Genomic DNA, 23312 nt, shown 5'->3' with positions numbered 1-23312 from the left:
TCCACCGCACCACATCCCCCGTGCGATACATCCGCGAACCCACACCACCGAACGGATTCGCCACAAACCGCTCCGCCGACAAATCCACCCGCCCGAAATACCCACGAGCCACCTGCACACCCGACAAATACAACTCACCCGCAACACCCACCGGCACCGGACGCAACCGCGAATCCAACACCAACACCGACGAATTCCACACCGGAGCACCCATCGGCACCACCACACCCACACCATCAAGCGGACCCGCCGCCGTCGCATGCACCGTGAACTCCGTCGGACCATACAAATTATGAACCTCAACCGACGGCAACACCGACAACACCCGACCCACCACCGACGCCGGCAACGCCTCACCCGCCGCGAAAATCACCCGCAACGAACCCAACCCAGCACCACCGAGACGCGAAATCGTCGCCTCCGACGTATCGACCACCTGATCGACGAACACCTCCAACATCGACGGCACAAACGACACCATCGACACCGACTCCGCCGCCACCACCGACGCCAAATACCCCGGATCCCGATGACCGTCATGAGCAGCCACCACCAACCGAGCACCCACCGCCAACGGAACAAACAACTCCCACACCGACACATCGAACGTCACCGGAGTCTTCAGCAACACCACATCAGAACCCGACACCGCATAACGCTCCGCCAACCACGACACCTGATTGACCACACTGCGATGCGAAACCGCCACACCCTTCGGCCGACCCGTCGACCCCGACGTGAAAATCACATACGCCGCATTCCCCGACCGCAACGGCGAAACCCGATCCACATCCGAGACAGGAACATCCGAAAAACCAGACACATCAACAACATCAACCTCGACCACCGGCACCACACCAGCATCGAAACCAACATCAGAAGTACTGACCACACACACCGGCGACGCCGCCGCCAACACAAACCCATTACGCTCCGCCGGCTGATCCGGATCCACCGGAACATACCCACCACCAGCCCTGAGCACACCGTAAACCGCAACCAACAAATCAACCGACCGACGAACCGCAACACCCACCAACGACTCCGGCCCCACACCCACCGAAACCAAATACCTGGCAAAACGATTCACCCGAGCATCAAACTCCGCAAACGACACAGACTGCCCCTCGAACGAGAGCGCTACCGCATCCGGCGTCGCCGCCACCTGAGCATCGAACCCGTCCAACACCGACACGCCCGCAACCTCACGCGCCGTGTCATTCCACCCCTCGAGCACCAACGAACGCTCAACAGAATCCAAAATATCAACGTCACCAATACGCACCGAAGGATCGGTGGCTACGGAGGAGAGCAGTCGAAGAACTCTGTCCAGCAACGCAGTTGCGTAGTCGGCATCGAAGAAGTCCGGTAGGTACCGCAGCGTCAAGTGCAACTGCTCGTCGAGTGCGATCAGCAGGGTCAACGGGTAGTTCGTGGAATCGTCCGAAGCGATGTCGTCGATCATCATTCCGTCGAGAACATCCGCCTGTGCGGCGAGGCCCTCACGGTCGACCGGATAAGACTCGAATACAACCAACGTGTCGAACAGTGTTCCGACGTCCGCTGCTTTCTGGACATCGGTCAAACCGAGATAGTGATGATCGAGCATTCTCGCCTGCTCGATCTGGACCCTGGCAACCAATTCTTCGACGGACTCCGCGGCGTCGAGGCGCACCCGCACGGGGAGGGTGTTGATGAACAACCCGACCATCGATTCGACGCCGGTGAGCGCCGGTGGCCGGCCGGACACTGTTGCACCGAAGACAACGTCGTCGGTTCCGGTCAACGCACCGAGCAGGACCGCCCACGCGCTCTGCACGATCGTGTTGGCGGTGACCCCGAGTCGTGCGGCCAGAGCTGTGAGCGCCGTCGTTGTCTCCGACGACATCGACACGTTCAGCTTCTGTGACAGCGCGGTGAATTCCTGTCCGCCTGTGACCTGAGCAAGCAGCGTCGGCTCTTCGACGCCGGAAAGCGCATCCGCCCAGGCTGCGAGTGATCGATCACGATCCTGATCGACAAGCCACGCCAGGTAATTGCGATAGCTACGCACACGCGGAAGAACCGCGTCGTCACCACGCGTCGCGTACAGCGCCAACAGGTTCTGCAAGAGCAGCGGCACCGACCAACCGTCGAGAATGATGTGGTGATTCGCCACCACCAAGCGATAGTCCCCCTCCGCCATGGTGACGAAGGTGAACCGAATCAACGGCGGTGACGCCATGTCGAAGTGCGTCGCCTGGTCAGCGGTCAAAACTTCGTTCAGGGCTGCCTCACGGTCGACGGCCGCAATATCGCTGAGATCGATGTTCCGCCACGGGACGTCGACGTCCGCGAGGACTATCTGGACCGGCGTGCCGTCGTCGTCGGCCGTGAATGCCGTTCGCAGGTTCGCGTAGCGGTCGATGATTCCCTGTGCTGCAGTACGCAATCGGTCGGAATCAACCTTCCCGGACAGAGTGAGAATCATCTGCACCGAGTAGAGGTCGACGCTGGATTCCGCCAACATCGCGTGGAAGAGCAAACCGGACTGCAGCGGCGCCAGCGGCCAGATGTCGGTCACTGTTCCGAATCGATTCTCGAAGCCGTCGATATCCCGCTGGCTCACAGAGACAAGCGGCACGTCGGACGGCGTGAGTCCACCTGCTCCGACGGAGCGAGAATGCTCCGCCAGGGCAGTCAGTGCTTCGACCCAAATCTGTGCAAATGCCTCGACACTCTCGCCGTCGATGGCACCGACGGGGTATGCGAAGGATGCCTCCAGAACAGCACCGTCTGCGCCGTCGTTGACGATCGCATTGATGTCGACGACTTTGTTTGCGGGCATGTCGACGTCCTCGGGTGCTGACACGTTGGCGAAATCGCCGGCCGGCAGCCACCCGAGTCCCTCGACACCTGCCGGAAGATCCTCAGCGACAACTCTTCCCAAGTAGTTGAAGCTGACCTGTCCCCCGGCGAAGCGAGAAAGCACTGCGCGCGTGTCTTCGTTCAGGTAGCGCAGCAGTCCGTACCCGACGCCCTTGTCCGGGATCGCCAGCAGCTGTTCCTTCACTGCTTTGATCGCGCGTCCCGCCGAATCACCTCCGGCGAAAGCGTCACCCAGGTCTACCTCGGAAAGATCGAGACTGATCGGGAAGGCAGCGGTGAACCAGCCAACGGTCCTTGACAGATCCGCGCCAGGAATCACTGCTTCTTCGCGGCCATGGCCCTCGAGTTGCAGCAGGGCAGATGACGAGTCGATTCCGGCTCGGCGACGCCACTCGATCAGCGCGAGTGCCAGTCCAGCGAGCAGGCCGTCGTTGGCGCCGCCGTTGAATACCTCCGGCAGCGTGGTCAGCAGAGTCTCGGTCACCTCAGCGGGGACCGTCACGCTTATCCGCTGAACCGTTGCCGCAACGTCGACGGCAGAGTCGTACGCCCTCTTGCCCAGCACCGGGTCCGGTGTCTGCAACACCTTCCGCCACGTATCCAGCTCGGCCACACGCGAATCGCGATGCGCCTCGTCGGATAGTGCGTGAGCCCAGCGTCGCATCGACGTACCCGTCGGCTCGAGAGCCACATCCCCCGTCGCTCCGCTCGCCCCGGCCATTTGAGCCGCAGCCGACACCAGATCCGGAACGATGATTCGCCAGGAGACCCCATCGACGATCAGGTGATGTGCAGCAATGATCAAGCGCCCGGTGCGAGTGGGACCGAAGTCGACCCACACGAACTGAACCATTACGCCGTCCGCCGGATTCAACCGGCCGAGAGCCTCGTCGAGGCCCTTGGAAGCCGTGAGAACGATTGTCGACTCATCGGCAGACGCATCAACATCCACGCGGCTGAGCAAATCCTCGACGTCCACGGTTCCAGGCTCGGAGACCGACATTCCCCATCCGCGACCGTCGGAGATCAACCGCGAGCGGAACATGTCGTGGTGGTCGACGACTGCAGCGAGTGTTCGCACGATGTCGGCTCGCTGCACTCCGAGTGGTAGCTCGAGAGTCATCGTCTGTGTGAATCGGTTGTAGCTGCCACCGCGCTCGACCATGAATCGTTCGATCGGCGTCAACGGCATCCAGCCGACTCCACCGCCCGGCAACTCCTCGAGCACCACCGCGGCCTCGACGTCGGCGGCATACTTCGCCACTTCGGCCAATGCCGCGACAGTCTTGCTCTCGAAGACGTCACTGGGTGCGAATACGACCCCACGTGCCTTCGCACGAGAGACGAGTTGGATGGACATGATCGAGTCGCCGCCCTGAGCGAAGAACGAGTCGTCGGTGCCGATGCGATCCAGGCCGAGAACGTCCGCGAAGATCTCGCTCAGGATTTGTTCCATCTCGGTGACCGGGGCGCGGAATTCCTTGGTCTCGAAAACCGGTGCTGGGAGCGCTTTTCGGTCCAGCTTGCCGGCCGGACTGAGCGGCATGTCCGAGGAGACCATGACCGAAGCCGGAACCATATGGGCCGGAAGGGTTCTGGAGACGAATTCGATCAATTCCGCCGAAGTGACCGAAGCGTGCTTTCCGGTGAACACGTACGACACCAGTGCCGGAGCACCCGACGGCAGGGTCGTACCCATCGTCGCAGCGAACTCGACCTCGGGGTGCGCCGTCAGCGATGCATCGATTTCACCGAGTTCGATACGGAAACCGCGAATCTTGACCTGGAAATCGTTGCGGCCCACGTACTCCACTGCGTAAGTGGACGGTGCGGTTCCAGCGACCCAGCGAACCACGTCACCGGTCCGGTACATACGCTCGCCGGGATTCCCGTGCGGGTTTGCCACGAATCGATCGGCACTCAGGCCCGGGCGACGATGATAGCCACGCGTGACCTGAGGACCGGACAGATAGAGCTCGCCCGAGACTCCGAGTGGAACCGGATTGAGTCGTGTGTCCAGGACGAATGCGGCCATGTCACCGATCGTGGCGCCGATGTCCATTCGGTCACCCGGCAGAAGCGGAACGCTGACGTTCGTTACGATCGTCGTCTCGGTCGGGCCGTAGACATTCAGGAACGTCCGGGGAACCGACGCCGATGCCGCCGAGCCTTCCCCTGTCGTCCACTTACTGATCAGCTCTGGCGAATACGCCTCGCCGCCCACGCCTACGACCGACAGGTCGTCCAGGCCGCTCGGGTCCATCGACGCCAGAGCCGCCGGTGTGATGAACGCATGTGTGACTCGTTCACTACGGAACACCTCGGCCAGTTCGTCGCCGCCGTACACGCCAGGCGGGACGATGACCATCGCCGCGCCGGTGGCAACCGCGAGGAACAACTCGAGCATCGACGCGTCGAAACTTGGTGACGCGAAGTGCAACGTCCGCGAGGTGGGCTTCACGAGGTAATGCGCGGCCTGCGTGACACTGAAGCTCGCCAGACCCGCGTTGGTCGCGACAACGCCCTTCGGCAGTCCTGTCGTGCCGGAGGTGTAGATGACCCAAGCCGGATGAGCAGTCGTCAGTGGACGGACACGTTCCTCGGCAGCGATTGACGCTCCGGACACTCCGGCGGTCATCTGTTCGCCGAGCGGTCCGTCCACGACCAACCACTCGACGTCGTCGGTGAGATTCGGACGTTCGACGTCGAGGGTCAGGCCTACCTTCGCACCGGAGTCGCTGAGCATGTGCGCGATACGGTCTGCGGGATAGTGCGGATCGATCGGAACGACCGCTGCCCCGGTCTTCGACACTGCCCAGACCGCGAGTACCGATTCGACGGATCTCGGAATCGACACCGCCACAAGATCTTCAGCCCCGAGACCACGGTTGATCAAGACGCGGGCCAGCTTCGACGACCACTCGTCGACCTCGCGATACGTCATGGACCTACCGGCAGCGGCCTGCGCCGTGCCGGGGTAGCGCAATGCGACGTTGTCCGGGTAGCGCGCAGCAGCGTCGGCAAGAATCTCGGCCAACGGCGCCTGCGCTACTCCTGACGAAGCCCTTTGACTCGTCAGAACCTCACGCTCGGACGCGTCCAGGATTTCGATGTCACCCACTGAAGTTGCGGGGTCCGTCGCAATTCCGTTCAGGATGCGCATCAATCGTGCGGCGAATCCGCGGACGGTCGATTCGTCGAACAGATCCGTCGCGTACGTGAACGTCGCCGACAGCCCTTCTGATACCTCACTGATCGTGAGCTGCAGGTCGAACTTGGCCACGGTCTCGTCGATTTCGAACTCGGCGGCCGTCAGACCGGGCAGAGCCAACGAGTTCTGCCCCAGGTTCTGAAATGCCAATGCCACCTGGAACAGCGGGTGATGTGCCCTCGACCGAACGGGATCCAGCACTTCCACGAGCCGCTCGAACGGAAGGTCCGAGTGCGCGAACGCCTGAAGGTCGGTTTCCCGAGCCGAGGCCAGAAGTGTTGTGAACGCCGCCGAAGGATCAACCTCGGTACGCAAAACGAGGGTGTTGACGAACATTCCGATCAGATCGTCGAGTTCGGATTCACCTCGCCCGGCCATCGGTGCACCGATGTTGATGTCCGTTGTTCCCGACAGACGAGCGAGAAGCGACGCCAGAGCCGCATGGACCACCATGAACATCGACGCATTGTGTTCCCGGCCCACGCTGATCAGCCGCTCATGCAATTCCTGACCGATCGAGAATTCGAATGTCGCTCCCTGACCGGAGAATACCGCCGGCCGAGCCCGATCCCCCGGAAGATTCAACTGTTCGGGCACGCCGTCCAGTGCTTGCGCCCAGTAAGTGATCTGTTGCGCGATGACGGACTGCGGATCGTCCTCGGACCCGAGAACCTCACGCTGCCACAACGAGTAATCGGCGTACTGCACCGGCAACGGCGTCCAGGTCGGAGCCTGGCCGTTGGTTCGGGCGTAGTAGGCGGTCATGACGTCGCGGGTCAACGGGCCCATCGAGAAACCGTCGGTCGAGATGTGATGCACCACGAATACCAGAACGTGCGCGTCGGCCTTGATCTGGAAAAGCTTGGCGCGCAACGGCACCTCGGCCGTCACGTCGAAGCCTGCCGCTACGAAGTTCGTTACCTCGGAAACGATCTCCGAATCCGAGACCAACGTTGCAGCGAGGTTCACGTCGACATCAGCCGGTGCAACGATCTTCTGGTAGCCGACGCCGTCGACCTCGGGGTAGACCGTGCGCAGAACCTCGTGACGGCCGATAACGTCGGCGACCGCCTGCTCCAGCCCCGAGACGTCCAGTTCTCCGGTGAGAGTTATCGCAACCGGGACGTTGTTCCCTGCCGAGCTCGTATCCAACTGGTTGAGGAACCACATGCGCTGCTGCGCCAACGACAACGGAACCCGAACCGGACGCACCTGCGCAGTCAACGCCGCACGCGAACCACCACCAACATGAGAACCCAAACGAGCAGCCAACGCCTCCACCGTCGACGCCTCGAACAACTCCCGCACACCGACCGACGCATCCAACGCCTGCCCCAACCGAGACGTCACCTGCGTCGCAATCAGCGAATTACCACCGAGCGCGAAGAAATCATCATCCAAACCAACACGCTCGACGCCCAGAACATCCGCAAACGTCTGCGCAACAACCTCTTCCACCACCGACGTCGGAGCACGGAACACCGCAACCTGCAACGACGGAACCGGCAACGCCCGACGATCCAACTTCCCGTTCACCGTCAACGGAATCGAATCCAACACCACAAACGCCGACGGCACCATGTACTCCGGCAACAACGAACCCACACCGGTGCGGACATCGTCGACCGAAACGCTCACACCCGCAGCCGGAACCACATACGCCACCAACCGCTGATCACCCGGAGAATCCTCACGGACAACCACCGCCGTCTGCGCCACCGACACATCCGCCAACACCGCAGACTCGATCTCACCGATCTCGATCCGGAAACCACGGATCTTCACCTGATCATCCGCGCGACCCAGATACTCCAAATCACCAGCACTGTTCCACGCCGCCACGTCACCCGTCCGGTACAACACCCCACCAGCATTGAACGGATTCGCCACAAACCGCGTCGACGTCAACCCCGCCTGACCCAGATAACCCCGAGCCAACTGAACACCAGAGACATACATCTCACCCGCGACACCAACCGGCACCGGAGCCAAACGCGTATCGAGCACGAACACCTGCAGACCCGAAATAGCCTGACCCACAACACTCGCCGACGCATCCGCCGCCAACTCGGCATCCAACACACGATGGCTCACATGCACCGTCGTCTCCGTGATGCCGTACATGTTCACCAACGTCGGCGCGAAGTCACCGCGGCGGCCGTACCAATCCGACAAGCGACGCAGCTCGAGCGCCTCGCCGCCGAAAACAACCCACCGCAACGACAACTCAGCGGCCTGACCGGATTCCGACGCCAACCGATCAGCCTCGGCCAACTGATAGAACGCCGACGGCGTCTGATTGAGCACCGTCACCCGCTCAGCAGCAAGCAGTTCCAAGAACTGCTCCGGCGAACGCGACGTCACATAATCCACAACCACCAACGTGCCGCCGTAGAGCAGCGGACCCCACAACTCCCACACCGAGAAGTCGAACGCATAACTGTGGAACATCGTCCACACATCGGATTCGTCGAACCCGTACACACTCTCAGTATTCGCAAACAACTTCGCCACCGTCGTGTGCGGAACCTGCACACCCTTCGGGCGACCCGTCGAACCCGACGTGTAAATCACATACGCAACATTCGACGACCGCAACGGCGCAACACGATCCGCATCCGAAACCACCGAACCATCGAACTCCGACACATCCACCGCGTCGATATCGACCACCGGCAGACCTGCGGGCAACACCAACTCACGCCCGGACCACGAAATCGCAGCCACCGGAGCAGCATCGGCCAACATGAACTCGACACGATCAGCCGGATACGACGGATCCACCGGCAGATACCCCGCACCGGACTTCACCACCGCCAACAACGCCACCACAAGATCCGCCGACCGCGGCAACGCCACCGCCACCAACGACTCCGGACCACAACCCTGAGCAATCAACCTGCGCGCCAAACGATTAGCCCGCACCGACAACTCGCCATACGACAACGACTCGCCACCGAACCGCACCGCGGTCCGATCACCAAACCGCGCAGCAGCATCATCGAACCACGCCGACAACGTCGAATCCACACCACGATCGGCGCTGACCCCGCTCCAGGAGAGAACACGGTCCAACTCACCGACAGCGAGTACGTCCACATCACCGACAGCAAGATTCGGATCCGCGGCAACGCCACGCAGAACCTGCAGGAAGCGATCGGCGAAGTCGACAGCGGTCGAGGCGTCGAACAGATCCGTCGCATACGTCAGAGTTGCAGACATTCCGGCTTCAGCCTCTTCAAGCGTGAGCTGCAAGTCGAACTTAGCCAGTGCGGCGTCGAACTCGACTGCAGCAGCACGGAGGCCGGGCATTTCGAGAGACGTTTGACCGAGGTTCTGGAACGTCAACGCCACCTGGAACAACGGATGACGAGCCTGCGAACGAACCGGATCGAGAACCTCCACCACACGCTCGAACGGAACATCCGCATGCGCGAACGCCTGCAAATCCACCTCACGCGCCGACGCCAACAACTCGGCAAACGACATCGACGGATCAACCTCGGTACGCAGCACCAAGGTATTGACGAACATACCGATCAGATCATCGAGCTCGGCTTCACCACGACCCGCGATCGGGGCACCGATCGCAATGTCGGTCGTCGCGGACAGTCGTGCCAACAGCACCGCCAGAGCCGAGTGAACAACCATGAACGGAGTTGCGTTCGTTGCCTTGGCCAGTTCGTCCAGCTCGGACCACAACTGCGGTTCGATGGTGAAACTGTGATTGGCGCCGCGCCCTGAAGCAATCTCAGGACGCGGACGATCACCACGCAGATCCAACTGCTCCGGAAGATCAGCCAACGCATCCGACCAGAACGCAATCTGCTTCGCGATCACGGACCGCGAATCGTCCTCGGACCCGAGAACCTCACGCTGCCACAACGAGTAATCGGCGTACTGGACCGGCAACGGCGTCCAAGCCGGCACCGACGCTCGTGTACGTGCTTCGTAGGCAACCATCACGTCACGGGTCAACGGACCCATCGAGAAGCCGTCGGTCGAGATGTGATGCATCACGAACGACAACACGAAGTCGTCATCGGCGACCTGAAAAAGCTTGGCGCGCAACGGAACCTCGACAGTGACATCGAAGCCCTGGGCGAAGAACGAATACAGCTCCGCCTGGATTCGGTCGTCTGTGACGCGTTCTGCGCCGAGATCGGTCGAGACATCTTCTACCGAGCAGATCTTCTGGTAGCCGACGCCGTCGACCTCGGGGTAGACCGTGCGCAGAACCTCGTGACGGCCGATAACGTCGTGAACTGCCGAATTCAGGGCGGCCAGATCGAGCGCACCCGTGAGCCGAACGGCAACAGGGACATTGTTGACAGCAGAATCGGTGTCGAATCGGTTGAGGAACCACATGCGCTGCTGCGCCAACGACAACGGAACCCGAACCGGACGCACCTGCGCAGTCAACGCCGCACGCGAACCACCACCAACATGAGAACCCAAACGAGCAGCCAACGCCTCCACCGTCGACGCCTCGAACAACTCCCGCACCGACACCGAAGCATCCAACGCCTGACCCAACCGAGACGTCACCTGCGTCGCAATCAGCGAATTACCACCGAGCGCGAAGAAATCATCATCCAAACCAACACGCTCGACGCCCAGAACATCCGCAAACGTCTGCGCAACAACCTCTTCCACCACCGACGTCGGAGCACGGAACACCGCAACCTGCAACGACGGAACCGGCAACGCCCGACGATCCAACTTCCCGTTCACCGTCAACGGAATCGAATCCAACACCACAAACGCCGACGGCACCATGTACTCCGGCAATAACGAACCCACACCGGTGCGGACATCGTCGACCGACACGCTCACACCCGCAGCCGGAACCACATACGCCACCAACCGCTGATCACCCGGAGAATCCTCACGGACAACCACCGCCGTCTGCGCCACCGACACATCAGACAACACCGCAGACTCGATCTCACCGATCTCGATCCGGAAACCACGGATCTTCACCTGATCATCCGCGCGACCCCGATACTCCAAATCACCAGCACTGTTCCACGACGCCACGTCACCCGTGCGGTACAACACCTCGCCGGCATTGAACGGATTCGCCACAAACCGCGTCGACGTCAACCCCGCCTGACCCAGATAACCCCGAGCCAGCTGAACACCCGAGACATACATCTCACCCGCGACACCAACCGGCACCGGAGCCAAACGCGTATCCAGCACAAACACCTGCAGACCCGAAATAGCCTGACCCACAACACTCGCCGACGCATCCGCCGCCAACGCAGCATCCAACACACGATGGCTCACATGCACCGTCGTCTCCGTGATGCCGTACATGTTCACCAACGTCGGCGCAGAGTCACCGCGGCGGCCGTACCAATCCGACAAGCGACGCAGCTCGAGCGCCTCACCACCGAAAACAACCCACCGCAACGACAACTCAGCGGCCCGACCGGATTCCGACGCCAACCGATCAGCCTCGGCCAACTGATAGAACGCCGACGGCGTCTGATTGAGCACCGTCACCCGCTCAGCAGCAAGCAACTCCAAGAACTGCTCCGGCGACCGCGACGTCACATAATCCACAACCACCAACGTGCCGCCATACAACAGCGGACCCCACAACTCCCACACCGAGAAGTCGAACGCATAACTGTGGAACATCGTCCACACATCCGATTCGTCGAACCCGTACACACCCTCGGTATTCGCAAACAACTTCGCCACCGTCGTGTGCGGAACCTGCACACCCTTCGGGCGACCCGTCGAACCCGACGTGTAAATCACATACGCAACATTCGACGACCGCAACGGCGCAACACGATCCGCATCCGAAACCACCGAACCATCGAACTCCGACACATCCACCATGTCGACATCGACCACAGGCAAACCAGCAGGCAACACCAACTCACGCCCGGACCACGAAATCGCAGCCACCGGACCAGCATCAGCCAACATGAACTCGACACGATCAGCCGGATACGACGGATCCACCGGCAAATACCCCGCACCGGACTTCACCACCGCCAACAACGCCACCACAAGATCCGCCGACCGCGGCAACGCCACCGCCACCAACGACTCCGGACCACAACCCTGAGCAATCAACCTGCGCGCCAAACGATTAGCCCGCACCGACAACTCACCATACGACAACGACTCGCCACCAAACCGCACCGCGGTCCGATCACCAAACCGCGCAGCAGCATCATCGAACCACGCCGACAACGTCGAATCCACACCACGATCGATCTGGCCGGCACTGAAGCGGGACAGCAGGTTTCGTTCTCCATCGACCAAGATGTCAACGTCACCCACCGCTACGGTGGGATCAGCAGTCACCGCACGGAAGGTCCTTACCAGCCGATCACCGAATTCCACAACGGTCGACTCGTCGAACAGATCCGTCGCATACGTCAAAGAGGCGGACATTCCGGCGGGTGCGCCGGCCTCGTCGGTTCGTTCGGTCAGGGTCAACTGGAGGTCGAATTTCGCCAACGCAAGATCGGCACTTTCGATCGACACTTCGAGGTCGCCCAGTTCGAGCGTTGTCTGTTCGTGGTTCTGGAACGTCAACGCCACCTGGAACAACGGATGACGAGCCTGCGAACGAACCGGATCGAGAACCTCCACCACACGCTCGAACGGAACATCCGCATGCGCGAACGCCTGCAAATCCACCTCACGCGCCGACGCCAACAACTCGGCAAACGACATCGACGGATCGACCTCGGTACGCAACACCAAAGTGTTGACGAACATACCGATCAGATCGTCGAGCTGCGCCTCACCGCGACCCGCGATCGGTGTACCGATCGCGATGTCGGTCGTTGCGGACAAACGAGAAAGTACGACGGCGAGCGCTGCGTGAACAACCATGAACGGTGTCGAGTTACTGCTGTGCGCAATCGAATTGACAGCTTCGTGCAGGGTGGCATCGATATCGAACTCGACCTCGGCTCCGAGCCCTGAAGCGACCTCGGGACGCGGACGATCGGCAGGCAGATCCAACTGCTCCGGAAGATCAGCCAACGCATCCGACCAGAACGCAATCTGCTTCGCGATCACGGACCGCGAATCGTCCTCGGACCCGAGAACCTCACGCTGCCACAACGAGTAATCGGCGTACTGGACCGGCAACGGCGTCCAAGCCGGCACCGACGCTCGTGTACGTGCTTCGTAGGCAACCATCACGTCACGGGTCAACGGACCCATCGAGAAACCGTCGGTCGAGATGTGATGCACGACGAACACAAGGACGTATTCGCTGTCGCCGACTTCGAAGAGCTTGGCGCGCAACGGGACTTCGGACGTTACGTCGAAGCCGTCCGTGGCCAGCTCGGCGACGCCAGCAGCGAGGCGATCTTCCGTGATCGACACGGGACTGAGATCGACGACAACGTCTCGAACGTCGCGGACTTCCTGATACCCGACGCCGTCGACGTCTGGATACACAGTTCGCAGTGATTCGTGTCGGCCCACGACATCGATCACGGCAGCATTGAGAGCTGCCACATCGAGGGCGCCCGAAATCCTGATCGCCGCCGGGACGTTGTTCACTGCCGACGCGGGTTCGAACCTGTTCAGGAACCACATGCGCTGCTGCGCCAACGAAAGTGGGATCCGAGCTGGCCGGGGCTGCTGCACCAGCGGGGCCGTGGCGCCCGATCCGGCGTGCAGCTCGAGCCGGACCGCGAGTGACTGCACGGTCGACGCTTCGAAGAGCGCACGAACCGGAACGCTTGTGTCGAGCGCTTCCCCCAGTCGTGCGGCGACACGGGTCGCGATCAACGAGTTGCCGCCGAGTTCGAAGAAATCGTCGTCGCGGCCAACCTGTGCGACTCCGAGAACTTCGGAGAACACCTGCGCGACAGTCTCTTCGACGGTCGTGATCGGCGCCTGGTACACCTTGGACTCGAACACGGGCGAGGGCAGAGCCTTGATGTCCGTCTTGCCCGCGGTGGTCAACGGAATCGAATCGAGTACCAGTACCGAGTCGGGGACCATGTAGCCGGTCAGGAACGTCGACACCGACTCGATGACCTGTGCGGGATCCACCTCGGCGCCGGCCTGCGGCACGACGTATGTAACGAGACGATCTCCGAAGTGATCGTCGGAACGAACGAGAGCAACAGCTTGCGCAACGCCCGCGCAACGGGTCAGCGCGGCCTCGATCTCGCCGAGTTCGATACGGAACCCACGGATCTTGACCTGGAAGTCACTGCGGCCCACGTACTCCACTGCGCCACCGTCGATCCACCGGACCACGTCACCCGTGCGGTACAACCGCTCTCCCGGCGCCCCGAACGGGTCTGCGACAAATCGGCCCGCTGTCAATGCCGGCTGTCCCAGGTATCCACGAGCGACCTGAACACCCGACACGTACAACTCACCTGCGACACCAACCGGAACGGGCTGCAAGCGGCCGTCCAAGATCCGCGCGGCCATTCCCCGAATCGGGCCGCCGATGTTCATACGATCAAACGCGGTCAGCGTATCGCTGATGTTCGAGGCGACTGTCGACTCCGTCGGACCGTACGCATTGAAGAATCCACGCACACCGCCATCCGGAAGCGGCACCGCCCACTTGGCAACGAGAGACCGCGAACTGGCTTCGCCACCGACGACAACCACCCGCAACGCGTCGAGCCCGCTCGGATCCACTGATGCCAGCGCAGCGGGCGTCACGAACGCATGCGTCACGCCCTCCGAGCGCAAGATCTCGGCCAATTCCGCGCCGCCGTACACCGTCGTCGGCGCAATCACCATCGTCGATGCTGCTCCGAATGCCATCAGCAACTCGAGAACAGAAGCATCGAAACTCGGCGAGGCGAAATGCAGCGTTCGAGCATCCGCGGTCAGCGCATAGCGCTCGACCTGCTCGGCGCAGAAGTTCGCCACACCCGCATTGGTGACCACAACGCCCTTGGGCAGACCCGTGGTGCCAGAGGTGTAGATGACGTAAGCAGGCTGCCGCTCGTCGATCGCACTGCGTCGATCCGAATCACTCACCGGCGCGCAAGATTCTGCCGCGCACGCCGCCACTGTCTTCTCGTCGTCGAGAACAACCCACGTCAACGCCGACGGCAATCCTGCCTCGACGTCACTGAGCGCAAGACCCAGCACCGCACCGGAATCGGAGATCATGTGGGCGATACGGTCAACCGGATACGTCGGGTCGACGGGCACGAATGCAGCACCCGTTTTCGCCACTGCCCACAGAGCGAGAACCGAATCGGCCGAACGCGGAATCGCGATCGCGACCCGATCCTCCGGCCCGACGCCCTTCGCAATCAGAACACGAGCGAGTCGCGACGACCGCTCGTCGAGTTCGCGGTAGCTGATCGACTGACCGTCGAAGCGAATCGCATCCGCCGACGGATCCAAAGCGGCCGCCGCTGTGAGAATCTCGACCAGGGTTCCCGAGACCGACTGACCTCCATGAACATCGGCCAGCACACCCCGCTCGGCCGCATCGAGAATATCGATGTCACCGACGACAATCGAAGGAACCGACACGACATTCTCGAGGATACGAACCAGACGCCGAGCAAACCCCTCGACCGTCGCAACGTCGAACAGATCTGCAGCAAACGTGAATTCGGCCGAGAGCCCTTGCTGGATCCCGTCTTCGCCGATCGACTCGGTTACCGCCAGTTCGAGGTCGAACTTGGCAGTCGTGGTGTCGATTTCGGCGGCCTTGATCGCCAGTCCCGGCAGTTCCAATGCCGTTTGCGCGAGATTCTGCAAGGACAAGACGACCTGGAACAGCGGATGTCTGGCCTGCGACCGGGCGGGAGCCAAGACGTCCACCAACCGCTCGAAGGGCACGTCCGAGTGAGCGAACGCTCCGAGCGCAGAATCACTCGCTGCAGCGAGCAGATCCGTGAATGCCTGGGCCGGGTCAACCTCGGTGCGCAGAACAAGCGTGTTGACGAACATGCCGACGAGATCGTCGAGCGCCTCGTCGCCACGACCGGCAACGGGAGTGCCCACGGCGATGTCCGAGGTTCCGCTCAGTCGGGCCATCAGAACGGCAAGCGCAGAGTGCAACGCCATGAAGAGCGTTGCGTTGTTCTCCCGTGCCAGCGCGTCCAATCGACGGTGCACATCCCCGGAGATCTCGAACGCGAATCGCTCGCCGCGCATCGAGGCCACGTCGGGTCGAGGCCGGTCCGACGGAAGCTCGATCACATCCGGTAGGTCAGCCAGAGTCTCGGTCCAGTAGGAGATCTGCTGCGAGATCAGTGATTCCGGGTCACCTTCCGACCCCAGAACCTCACGCTGCCACAACGAATAGTCGGCGTACTGCACAGTCAACGGCTGCCACGCCGGCGCGATCCCGTCCTTGCGTGCCGAGTAGGCAATCATGACGTCGCGTGCCAGGGGCGCCATCGACCAACCGTCAGCGGCGATGTGATGGACAACGATCGCGAGGGTGTGCTCGGTGTCGCTGACCGTCAACAGGCGGACACGGATCGGCACGTCGACGGTGACGTCGATCGCTGAGGATCCGATTGCAGCGACTCGACTTTCGAGCTCGTCCAAATCCGAGACCGCTTCGACGGTCAATCCGCCGAACGCCTCCGAAAGCGACAGAATCGACTGCTTCGGTCCGGAAGCCCCGTCGGGGTAAACGGTTCGGAGAACTTCGTGCCGGGCCAGTACGTCCTCGAGCGCGGTCTCCATCGCGGCCGTGTCGAGATGGCCAGTCAGGTGCAGTGCGAAAGTGATGTTGTAAGCAGCGGAGTCGGTATCGAAACGGTTCAGGAACCACATGCGCTGCTGCGCCAACGACAGCGGAATTTCCGCTGGACGCGTCTGCGCGACGAGTGCCTTCTGCCCACCGCTACCCGCGTGCGACTCGATATGTGCAGCGAGCGCCTCGACCGTGGAAACGTCGAAAAGCGTCCGCACCGGTACGGTGGTGTCGAGCGCCCGTCCCAACCTCGAGGTGACCTGGGTGGCCACCAGTGAGTTGCCACCGAGTGCAAAGAAGTCGTCGTCGAGCCCGACTCGTTCAACACCGAGAACGTCCGCAATCACCTGCGCGACAATCTCTTCCACGGGTGTGGTGGGCGCACGGAACTCGCGAACCTCGAACACGGGCTCCGGCAGAGCCCTTCGATCCAACTTTCCTACCGGAGTCAGCGGAACTTCGGCGAGTTCCATGATGACGGAAGGAACCATGTAGCTCGGAAGAGTCTCGGCTACGAACGAGATGAGCACATTCGGATCGAAGCTCGAACCGTCAGCCAGTTCGACGTAAGACACGAGAGCTGTGACGCCCGCAGCGCCTTCGCTTCCGACCGTCACCGCGAAGCGCACAGAATCGTGCGAAGACAAAACTGCGTCGATCTCACCGAGCTCGATGCGGAAGCCACGAACCTTGACCTGGAAGTCACTGCGGCCGACGTATTCGAGCACCTCCGCGTCAGCGGTCGAGTCTCCGCCTGTCCAGCGCACGACATCGCCGGTCCGATACATCCGCTCGCCGTCCGGCGAATACGGGTTGGCAACAAACCGTTCCGCAGAAAGACCTCGCCGCTCGTGATAGCCGCGAGCCAATGCAGCGCCCGCAAAGTAGAGCTCTCCCCTGGTTCCGACTGGAACCGGGTGCAGACGCTCGTCGAGTACCAGTGCAGACATGCCCTCGACGGGACGCCCGATGTCGATCGAACGGCCGATCGCGAGATCGCCGAACGACGAGATAATTGTGGTCTCGGTCGGACCGTACCCATTGAAGTAGGCGCGCCCCGGGGCCCATTTCGCCAACAACTCGGGAGTGGTCACGTCACCGCCGACGGAGACGACGCGCAGGTCAGGAAGCTCTGCAGGCTCCATGGTCCCGAGTACGGCGGGTGTGATGATGGCGTGGGTGACCTTCTCGGCGTGAAGAAGATCCGACAACTCGTGTCCACCGATAATCGTCGAAGGAACGATCACCAAAGTTGCACCCGCTGAGAAGGCGACCATCCATTCGAGCACTGACGGGTCGAAGCTCGGTGAACAGATATGCAGGAAGCGCGAGGACTGTTCTACCCCGTATCGACGCTGGGCTGCGTCCCTGACCCCACGGAGACCACCGTGAGTGACGCTGACGCCCTTCGGTTTTCCCGTGGAGCCGGATGTGTAGATGACATATGCCACGTGAGAGCTGTGAATCGGAACGATTCGATCCTCGTCCGTGACGGGCGCTGACGATTGTGCCGACAGTTCTCCGTTCAGCGTCTGGTCGTCGAGCACCAACCAATCGGTGACCGCGGGAAGCTGACCGACGAACTGTGACGAGGTGAGTCCGATCGCGGCCGATGAATCGGCCAGCATGTGCCGGACACGATCTTCCGGATAGCTCGGGTCGACAGGCACGTAGGCCGCCCCTGACTTCGCGACCGCCCATACCGCACAGACCATGTCGTACGAGCGAGGAAATGCGAGAGCGACGATGGTCTCGGGGCCTGCGCCACGTCCGATCAAGACTCGTGCGAGCTTCGACGACTGCTCGTCGAGCTCGCGGTAGGTGATCGATCGACCGTCGAAGCGCACTGCGACCGAGTCCGCCTCAGCCGTGCCGGACAAGAAGATGTCGACGAGACTCTGTCGCGGCATCGTGTCATCAGAGGTAACGACCGTCAGATCGGTGCGCTCGGAGCGTGAGAGCAGGTCTATATCACCGACGACCGTTTCAGGTCGGGTAGCCACTGCATCGAGAATGCGCACGAACCGAGTGGCAAAAGTGTTCACTGTGGCCGGATCGAACAGATCCGTGGCGTAGGTGAAGGTGGCGCTCAAGACGTCGGAGTCTTCGGTGCCTTCGGGATTCTCGGACACCATGAGTTCGAGATCGAATTTGGCGACCGGTACTTCCAATTCGGCTGCAACTGCTTTGACACCCGAGAATTCCAGTTCGCGTCGTCCACTGATCTCCGCAGTGAGCGCAACCTGGAACAGCGGGTGACGCGCCTGCGAACGCGCCGGGCTCAGAACCTCGACGAGCCGCTCGAATGGCACATCGGCATGCCCGTAGGCAGACAACCCCGATTCCCTTACCCGAGCGAGCAACTCTTCGAATCGTTCGTTCGGGTCGACCTCGGTGCGAAGCACCAGGGTGTTCACGAACATGCCGATCACGTCGTTGAGCGCTTGATCGCCTCGCCCACCGATCGGGGCACCGATCGCGATGTCGGAGGTACCACTGATCCGGCTCAACAGCGTTGCATATGCCGCCTGCAACACCATGAACAGCGAGACGCTTCTCGAGCGCGCCAACTCGTTCAACTTGCGCGTCGTGCGTTCGCTGATCTGAAAATGGTGCTTGGCACCGTGATTGGACGCGATGGCAGGACGAGGTCGGTCGGTCGGCAGATCCAACTGATCCGGCAGATCGGCAAGTGCCCGGCGCCAGAAGTTGATCTGGCGAGACGACTCCGAGCGCGGGTCTTCGTCGGATCCCAGTGCTTCGCGCTGCCACAGGGCGTAGTCGGCGTACTGAATCGGCAGCGGCGTCCACGCCGGCGCAGTCTTCTCACTTCGCGCCGAGTAGGCGACGAGAAGGTCACGTGCGAGCGGACGGAACGACAGTCCGTCTGCAGCGATGTGATGGAGAACCATCACTAGGACGTAGTCCGTCGGAGACACCTCGAAGAGAGCAACCCGTACCGGGATTTCGAGCGTCACGTCGAATCCGCGAGACGCCACGTCGAACAGGGCCGCGTCGAGATGCGAATTCCGAATCTTGACCGGGTTCAACTCCACCGCGGCGCGGTCGACCGGCAGAACAAGCTGTTGCGCAGTTCCGTCGACATCAGGGTAGATCGTGCGCAAGGACTCGTGCCGCTCGAGAAGGTCCATTACCGCGGCATGCAGGGCGGACGGGTCCACCGAACCGGTGAGCCGGACCGTGAACGGAAGGTTGTACGCGGGCGTCGACGGATCGAGACGGTTGATGAACCACATGCGCTGCTGCGCAAGCGAGAGCGGGACGACCTCGGGACGAGGCTTGGCGATCAGCGGGGTGAGCTGCCTGGCGTTGCCCGCCACCAACTCTGCGCGGGCGGCCAGAGTAGCGACCGTGGTGGATTCGAAAAGCTCTCGAACGCCGAGTTGCACTCCCAACGCCGAACCCACTCGAGTCACCAATTGTGTTGCAACCAGAGAGTTTCCACCGAGCTCGAAGAAGTCGTCGTCAATACCGACGCGCTCGACACCGAGTACGTCGGCAAAGACGTCAGCGACAACCCGCTCGATGTCGGTGCGGGGCTCGCGGTACTGCTTCGCACTCGCGAACACCGGCTCGGGCAACCCGGCACGATCCAATTTGCCACTCGTGTTGAGCGGCAACGCATCCAACACCATCAGCGCGGCCGGAACCATGTACGACGGGAGGCTTCGCCCGGCGAACTCACTGAGCACTGCAGCATCGATGTTTCGGCCCGGACCCGGCACGACGTAACCGACCAATTGATCACCGGTCGGGGTGACGGTCACCAAGACGACAGCCTGGGAAACGTCGGGGTGTGCCAGAAGAACGGTCTCGATCTCACCGAGTTCGATGCGCTGCCCACGGAACTTCACCTGGAAGTCGGTTCGCCCGATGTAGTCGAGATTTCCGTCCTCACGGCGTCGGACGAGGTCGCCGGTACGGTACATGCGCTCGCCGGCTGTGCCGTACGGATTGGCTACGAACCGATCCGAGCTCAGATCAGGACGACCAACGTATCCGCGCGCAAGTTGCACGCCGGCGAGATAGAGCTCACCCGGCTGACCGATAGGCGTCGGGCGAAGTTGCCCGTCCAGTACGTGCGCCTGAGTGTTCCACTGCGGCATACCGATCGGCACAGAAGTAGTGTCCGAGGGCACGGCCTCGTAGTAGGTGACCGACACCGCGGCTTCGGTCGGACCGTACAGGTTGTGCAATCCGGCATCACAGAGTTCGCGGAAGGCCGACGACGTCTCGGGTGGGAGCGCCTCACCGATGACGAACACGTGACGCAACGAATCACAAGATCCGGCAGGTGCATTCGCCGTGAACAGCGTCAGCATGGAAGGCACGAAGTCGGTGATCGTGACGCCGAGTTCCGCGATCTTGTTCGCGACGTAGATCGGGTCCCGATGGCCGTCCGGAGTCGCGACGACGAGCGTGGCGCCGACCTGCAACGGCATGAAGAATCCCCACAGCGACACGTCGAATGTCGTCGCGGTCTTCTGCAGGTAGATGTCCGACGCCGAAAGCCCGTACTCGGCGTTCATCCACTGAAGCTGATTGTTGATCGCCGCGTGAGTGACCGCGACACCCTTGGGTCGACCGGTCGAACCCGAGGTGTAGATCACGTACGCAGTGTTCGAGAAATGCAAGGGAGACAGGCGATCCGCGTTGATGATCGGCCTGCTGTCGAGCTGCCCATAGTCCAGTGTGTCGATCTCGATGACCCGTGTGCCCGAGGGCAGATCCACGTCGTCCCGCGCAGTGGTCACAACACACGTGGGCTGCGCCGACTCGAGAATGTAGGCGGTGCGGTCGGCTGGGTGGTCGGGATCCACCGGCACCCAGGCTCCGCCAGCCTTGGCAATCGCGTACAGACCGACCATCAAGTCCAAAGACCTGCGGATCGACAGTCCTACAAGCGATTCGGGTCCAACACCCATGGCGATGAGTTGACGAGCCAAACCATTTGCGCGAGAGTCGAATTCGGCGTATGTGAGGCTGGCGCCTTCGAAAACGACAGCGGTGGCATCGGGAGTTCTCTCGACCTGACGCTCGAATGCTTCGGTGATGGTCTGCGAGGCAACGTGGAAGCCGGTGCGGTTCCACAAAGCGACCTTGTTCCGCTCCTCGTCGGTTGCGACGGGGAGATCCCATACTTTGCGGCTCGTTTCGGCCGAGACGAACTTCTCGAGGAACTCCACGAATCGTGAGTGATTTCGCTGGGCGTCCGCGGGCGCGTACAGATTGGGATTCGACTCGAAATCGATGTGCGTGCGGGTATCGCCGACGCTCTGGTAGAGGTTGACACCGAGGTCTTCGATCAAACCCGTGGACAGGATGTGAAGCTCGCCGACGAGGGGCCCGAATGCCAACTCGGTGGAAAACATCATGATGTTGATCCAGGGACCGAAGAATCCGCCCCGGCCCGGCCCGTCACCGCCGCGAACCATGTCCTCGTGTCGGTACCGCTGGTGGCGCAGCGCGCCGGACATTTCGTTCCTGACGTCGTCCAGAAGATCCTGGACGGTGGTCTCTGCAGTGACGGTCAGTCGCAGCGGAACGACATTGGAGACCATGCCACCGGATCGGCGCAGCACGGCTGTCGTTCGACCGGAAACGGGCAGACTCAGCGACACGTCCTCTCGTCCGGTCATCTGAGCGAGGTACGCCGCAAACGCCGCGACGACAGTGCCGGCAACAGTGGTCTTCTCGATGCGCTCGAGGAACCGCCCGAGCAGCGCCTCGACGTGGTTGGACAGCGCTGCACTGTCGATCCGACTGACTGGAGCCGGTGCGGCACTTCGACCCGCGAGGCTCGAGATCTCGTCGAGATTCTCGATCTTGTCTGCCCAGTACTTGCGATCGGTTTCGAAACGACTCGACTGGCGGTACTTGTTGTCCACCTCGTAGACGTTCCGGAGATCGGAGGCCTCACTCGGCTCCGGATCCCGGCCCTCCACGCGCGCCGAGTACAGCTCCGCCACACGAGTGACGAACGTCGACGCACCGAATCCGTCGAGAATTGTGTGGTGGACCCGTGTGTACCAGTAGTAGCGATTCTCGCCGAGCCGCAGGATCGTGGCAGAGATCAAGCGGTCCGTGAGCATGTCGATCGGCCGGCTGCGATCTGCTCGCATCCACCGCATGGCAGCGTCGTGCGAGTCGTCTTCACTACGAAGGTCGACGTAACCGACCGAATCATCGAGTGTGGGGTCGATGATCTGGTACGGCTGGGCGTCGATCTCGAAGATCCGGACGAAGGCCGACCCGATTTCGCGACCGGCGTCTGCGCAGGCCTGGCGAAGGGCGTCAAGTTCCAGAGCACCACGGAGTTCGACGTACTGAGCGATGTTGACCGGAACGGCGGGATCGAGGTGCTGCGCGAACCACATACCGAGCTGGGCCGCGGAAAGCGGGAATGCGTCGGATCGCTGAACGTCTTCCGGCGAGCTGCCGACCTCCGGCTTGCCGCTCCCCAGTTCTCCGTTACCCAGCGAATTCACGCCCACAGCCTCTCTTCCACACCATTGCGCACCCGTG

General features: G+C 61.8%; 1 protein-coding gene. It reads right to left on the bottom strand.

All coding sequences use genetic code 11. The annotated features are described in order from the left end of the window. The coding region (locus ACFWAD_RS25425) for a non-ribosomal peptide synthase/polyketide synthase (RefSeq protein WP_378548831.1) at window positions 1-23275 on the bottom strand (23275 nt) is incomplete at its 3' end. Window positions 23276-23312: the final 37 nt, after the last annotated feature.

This window comes from Rhodococcus sp. NPDC059969 (genome assembly GCF_042738325.1).
Taxonomy (GTDB): Bacteria; Actinomycetota; Actinomycetes; order Mycobacteriales; family Mycobacteriaceae; genus Rhodococcus_F.
This window is presented reverse-complemented; position numbering and strand designations above follow the sequence as displayed.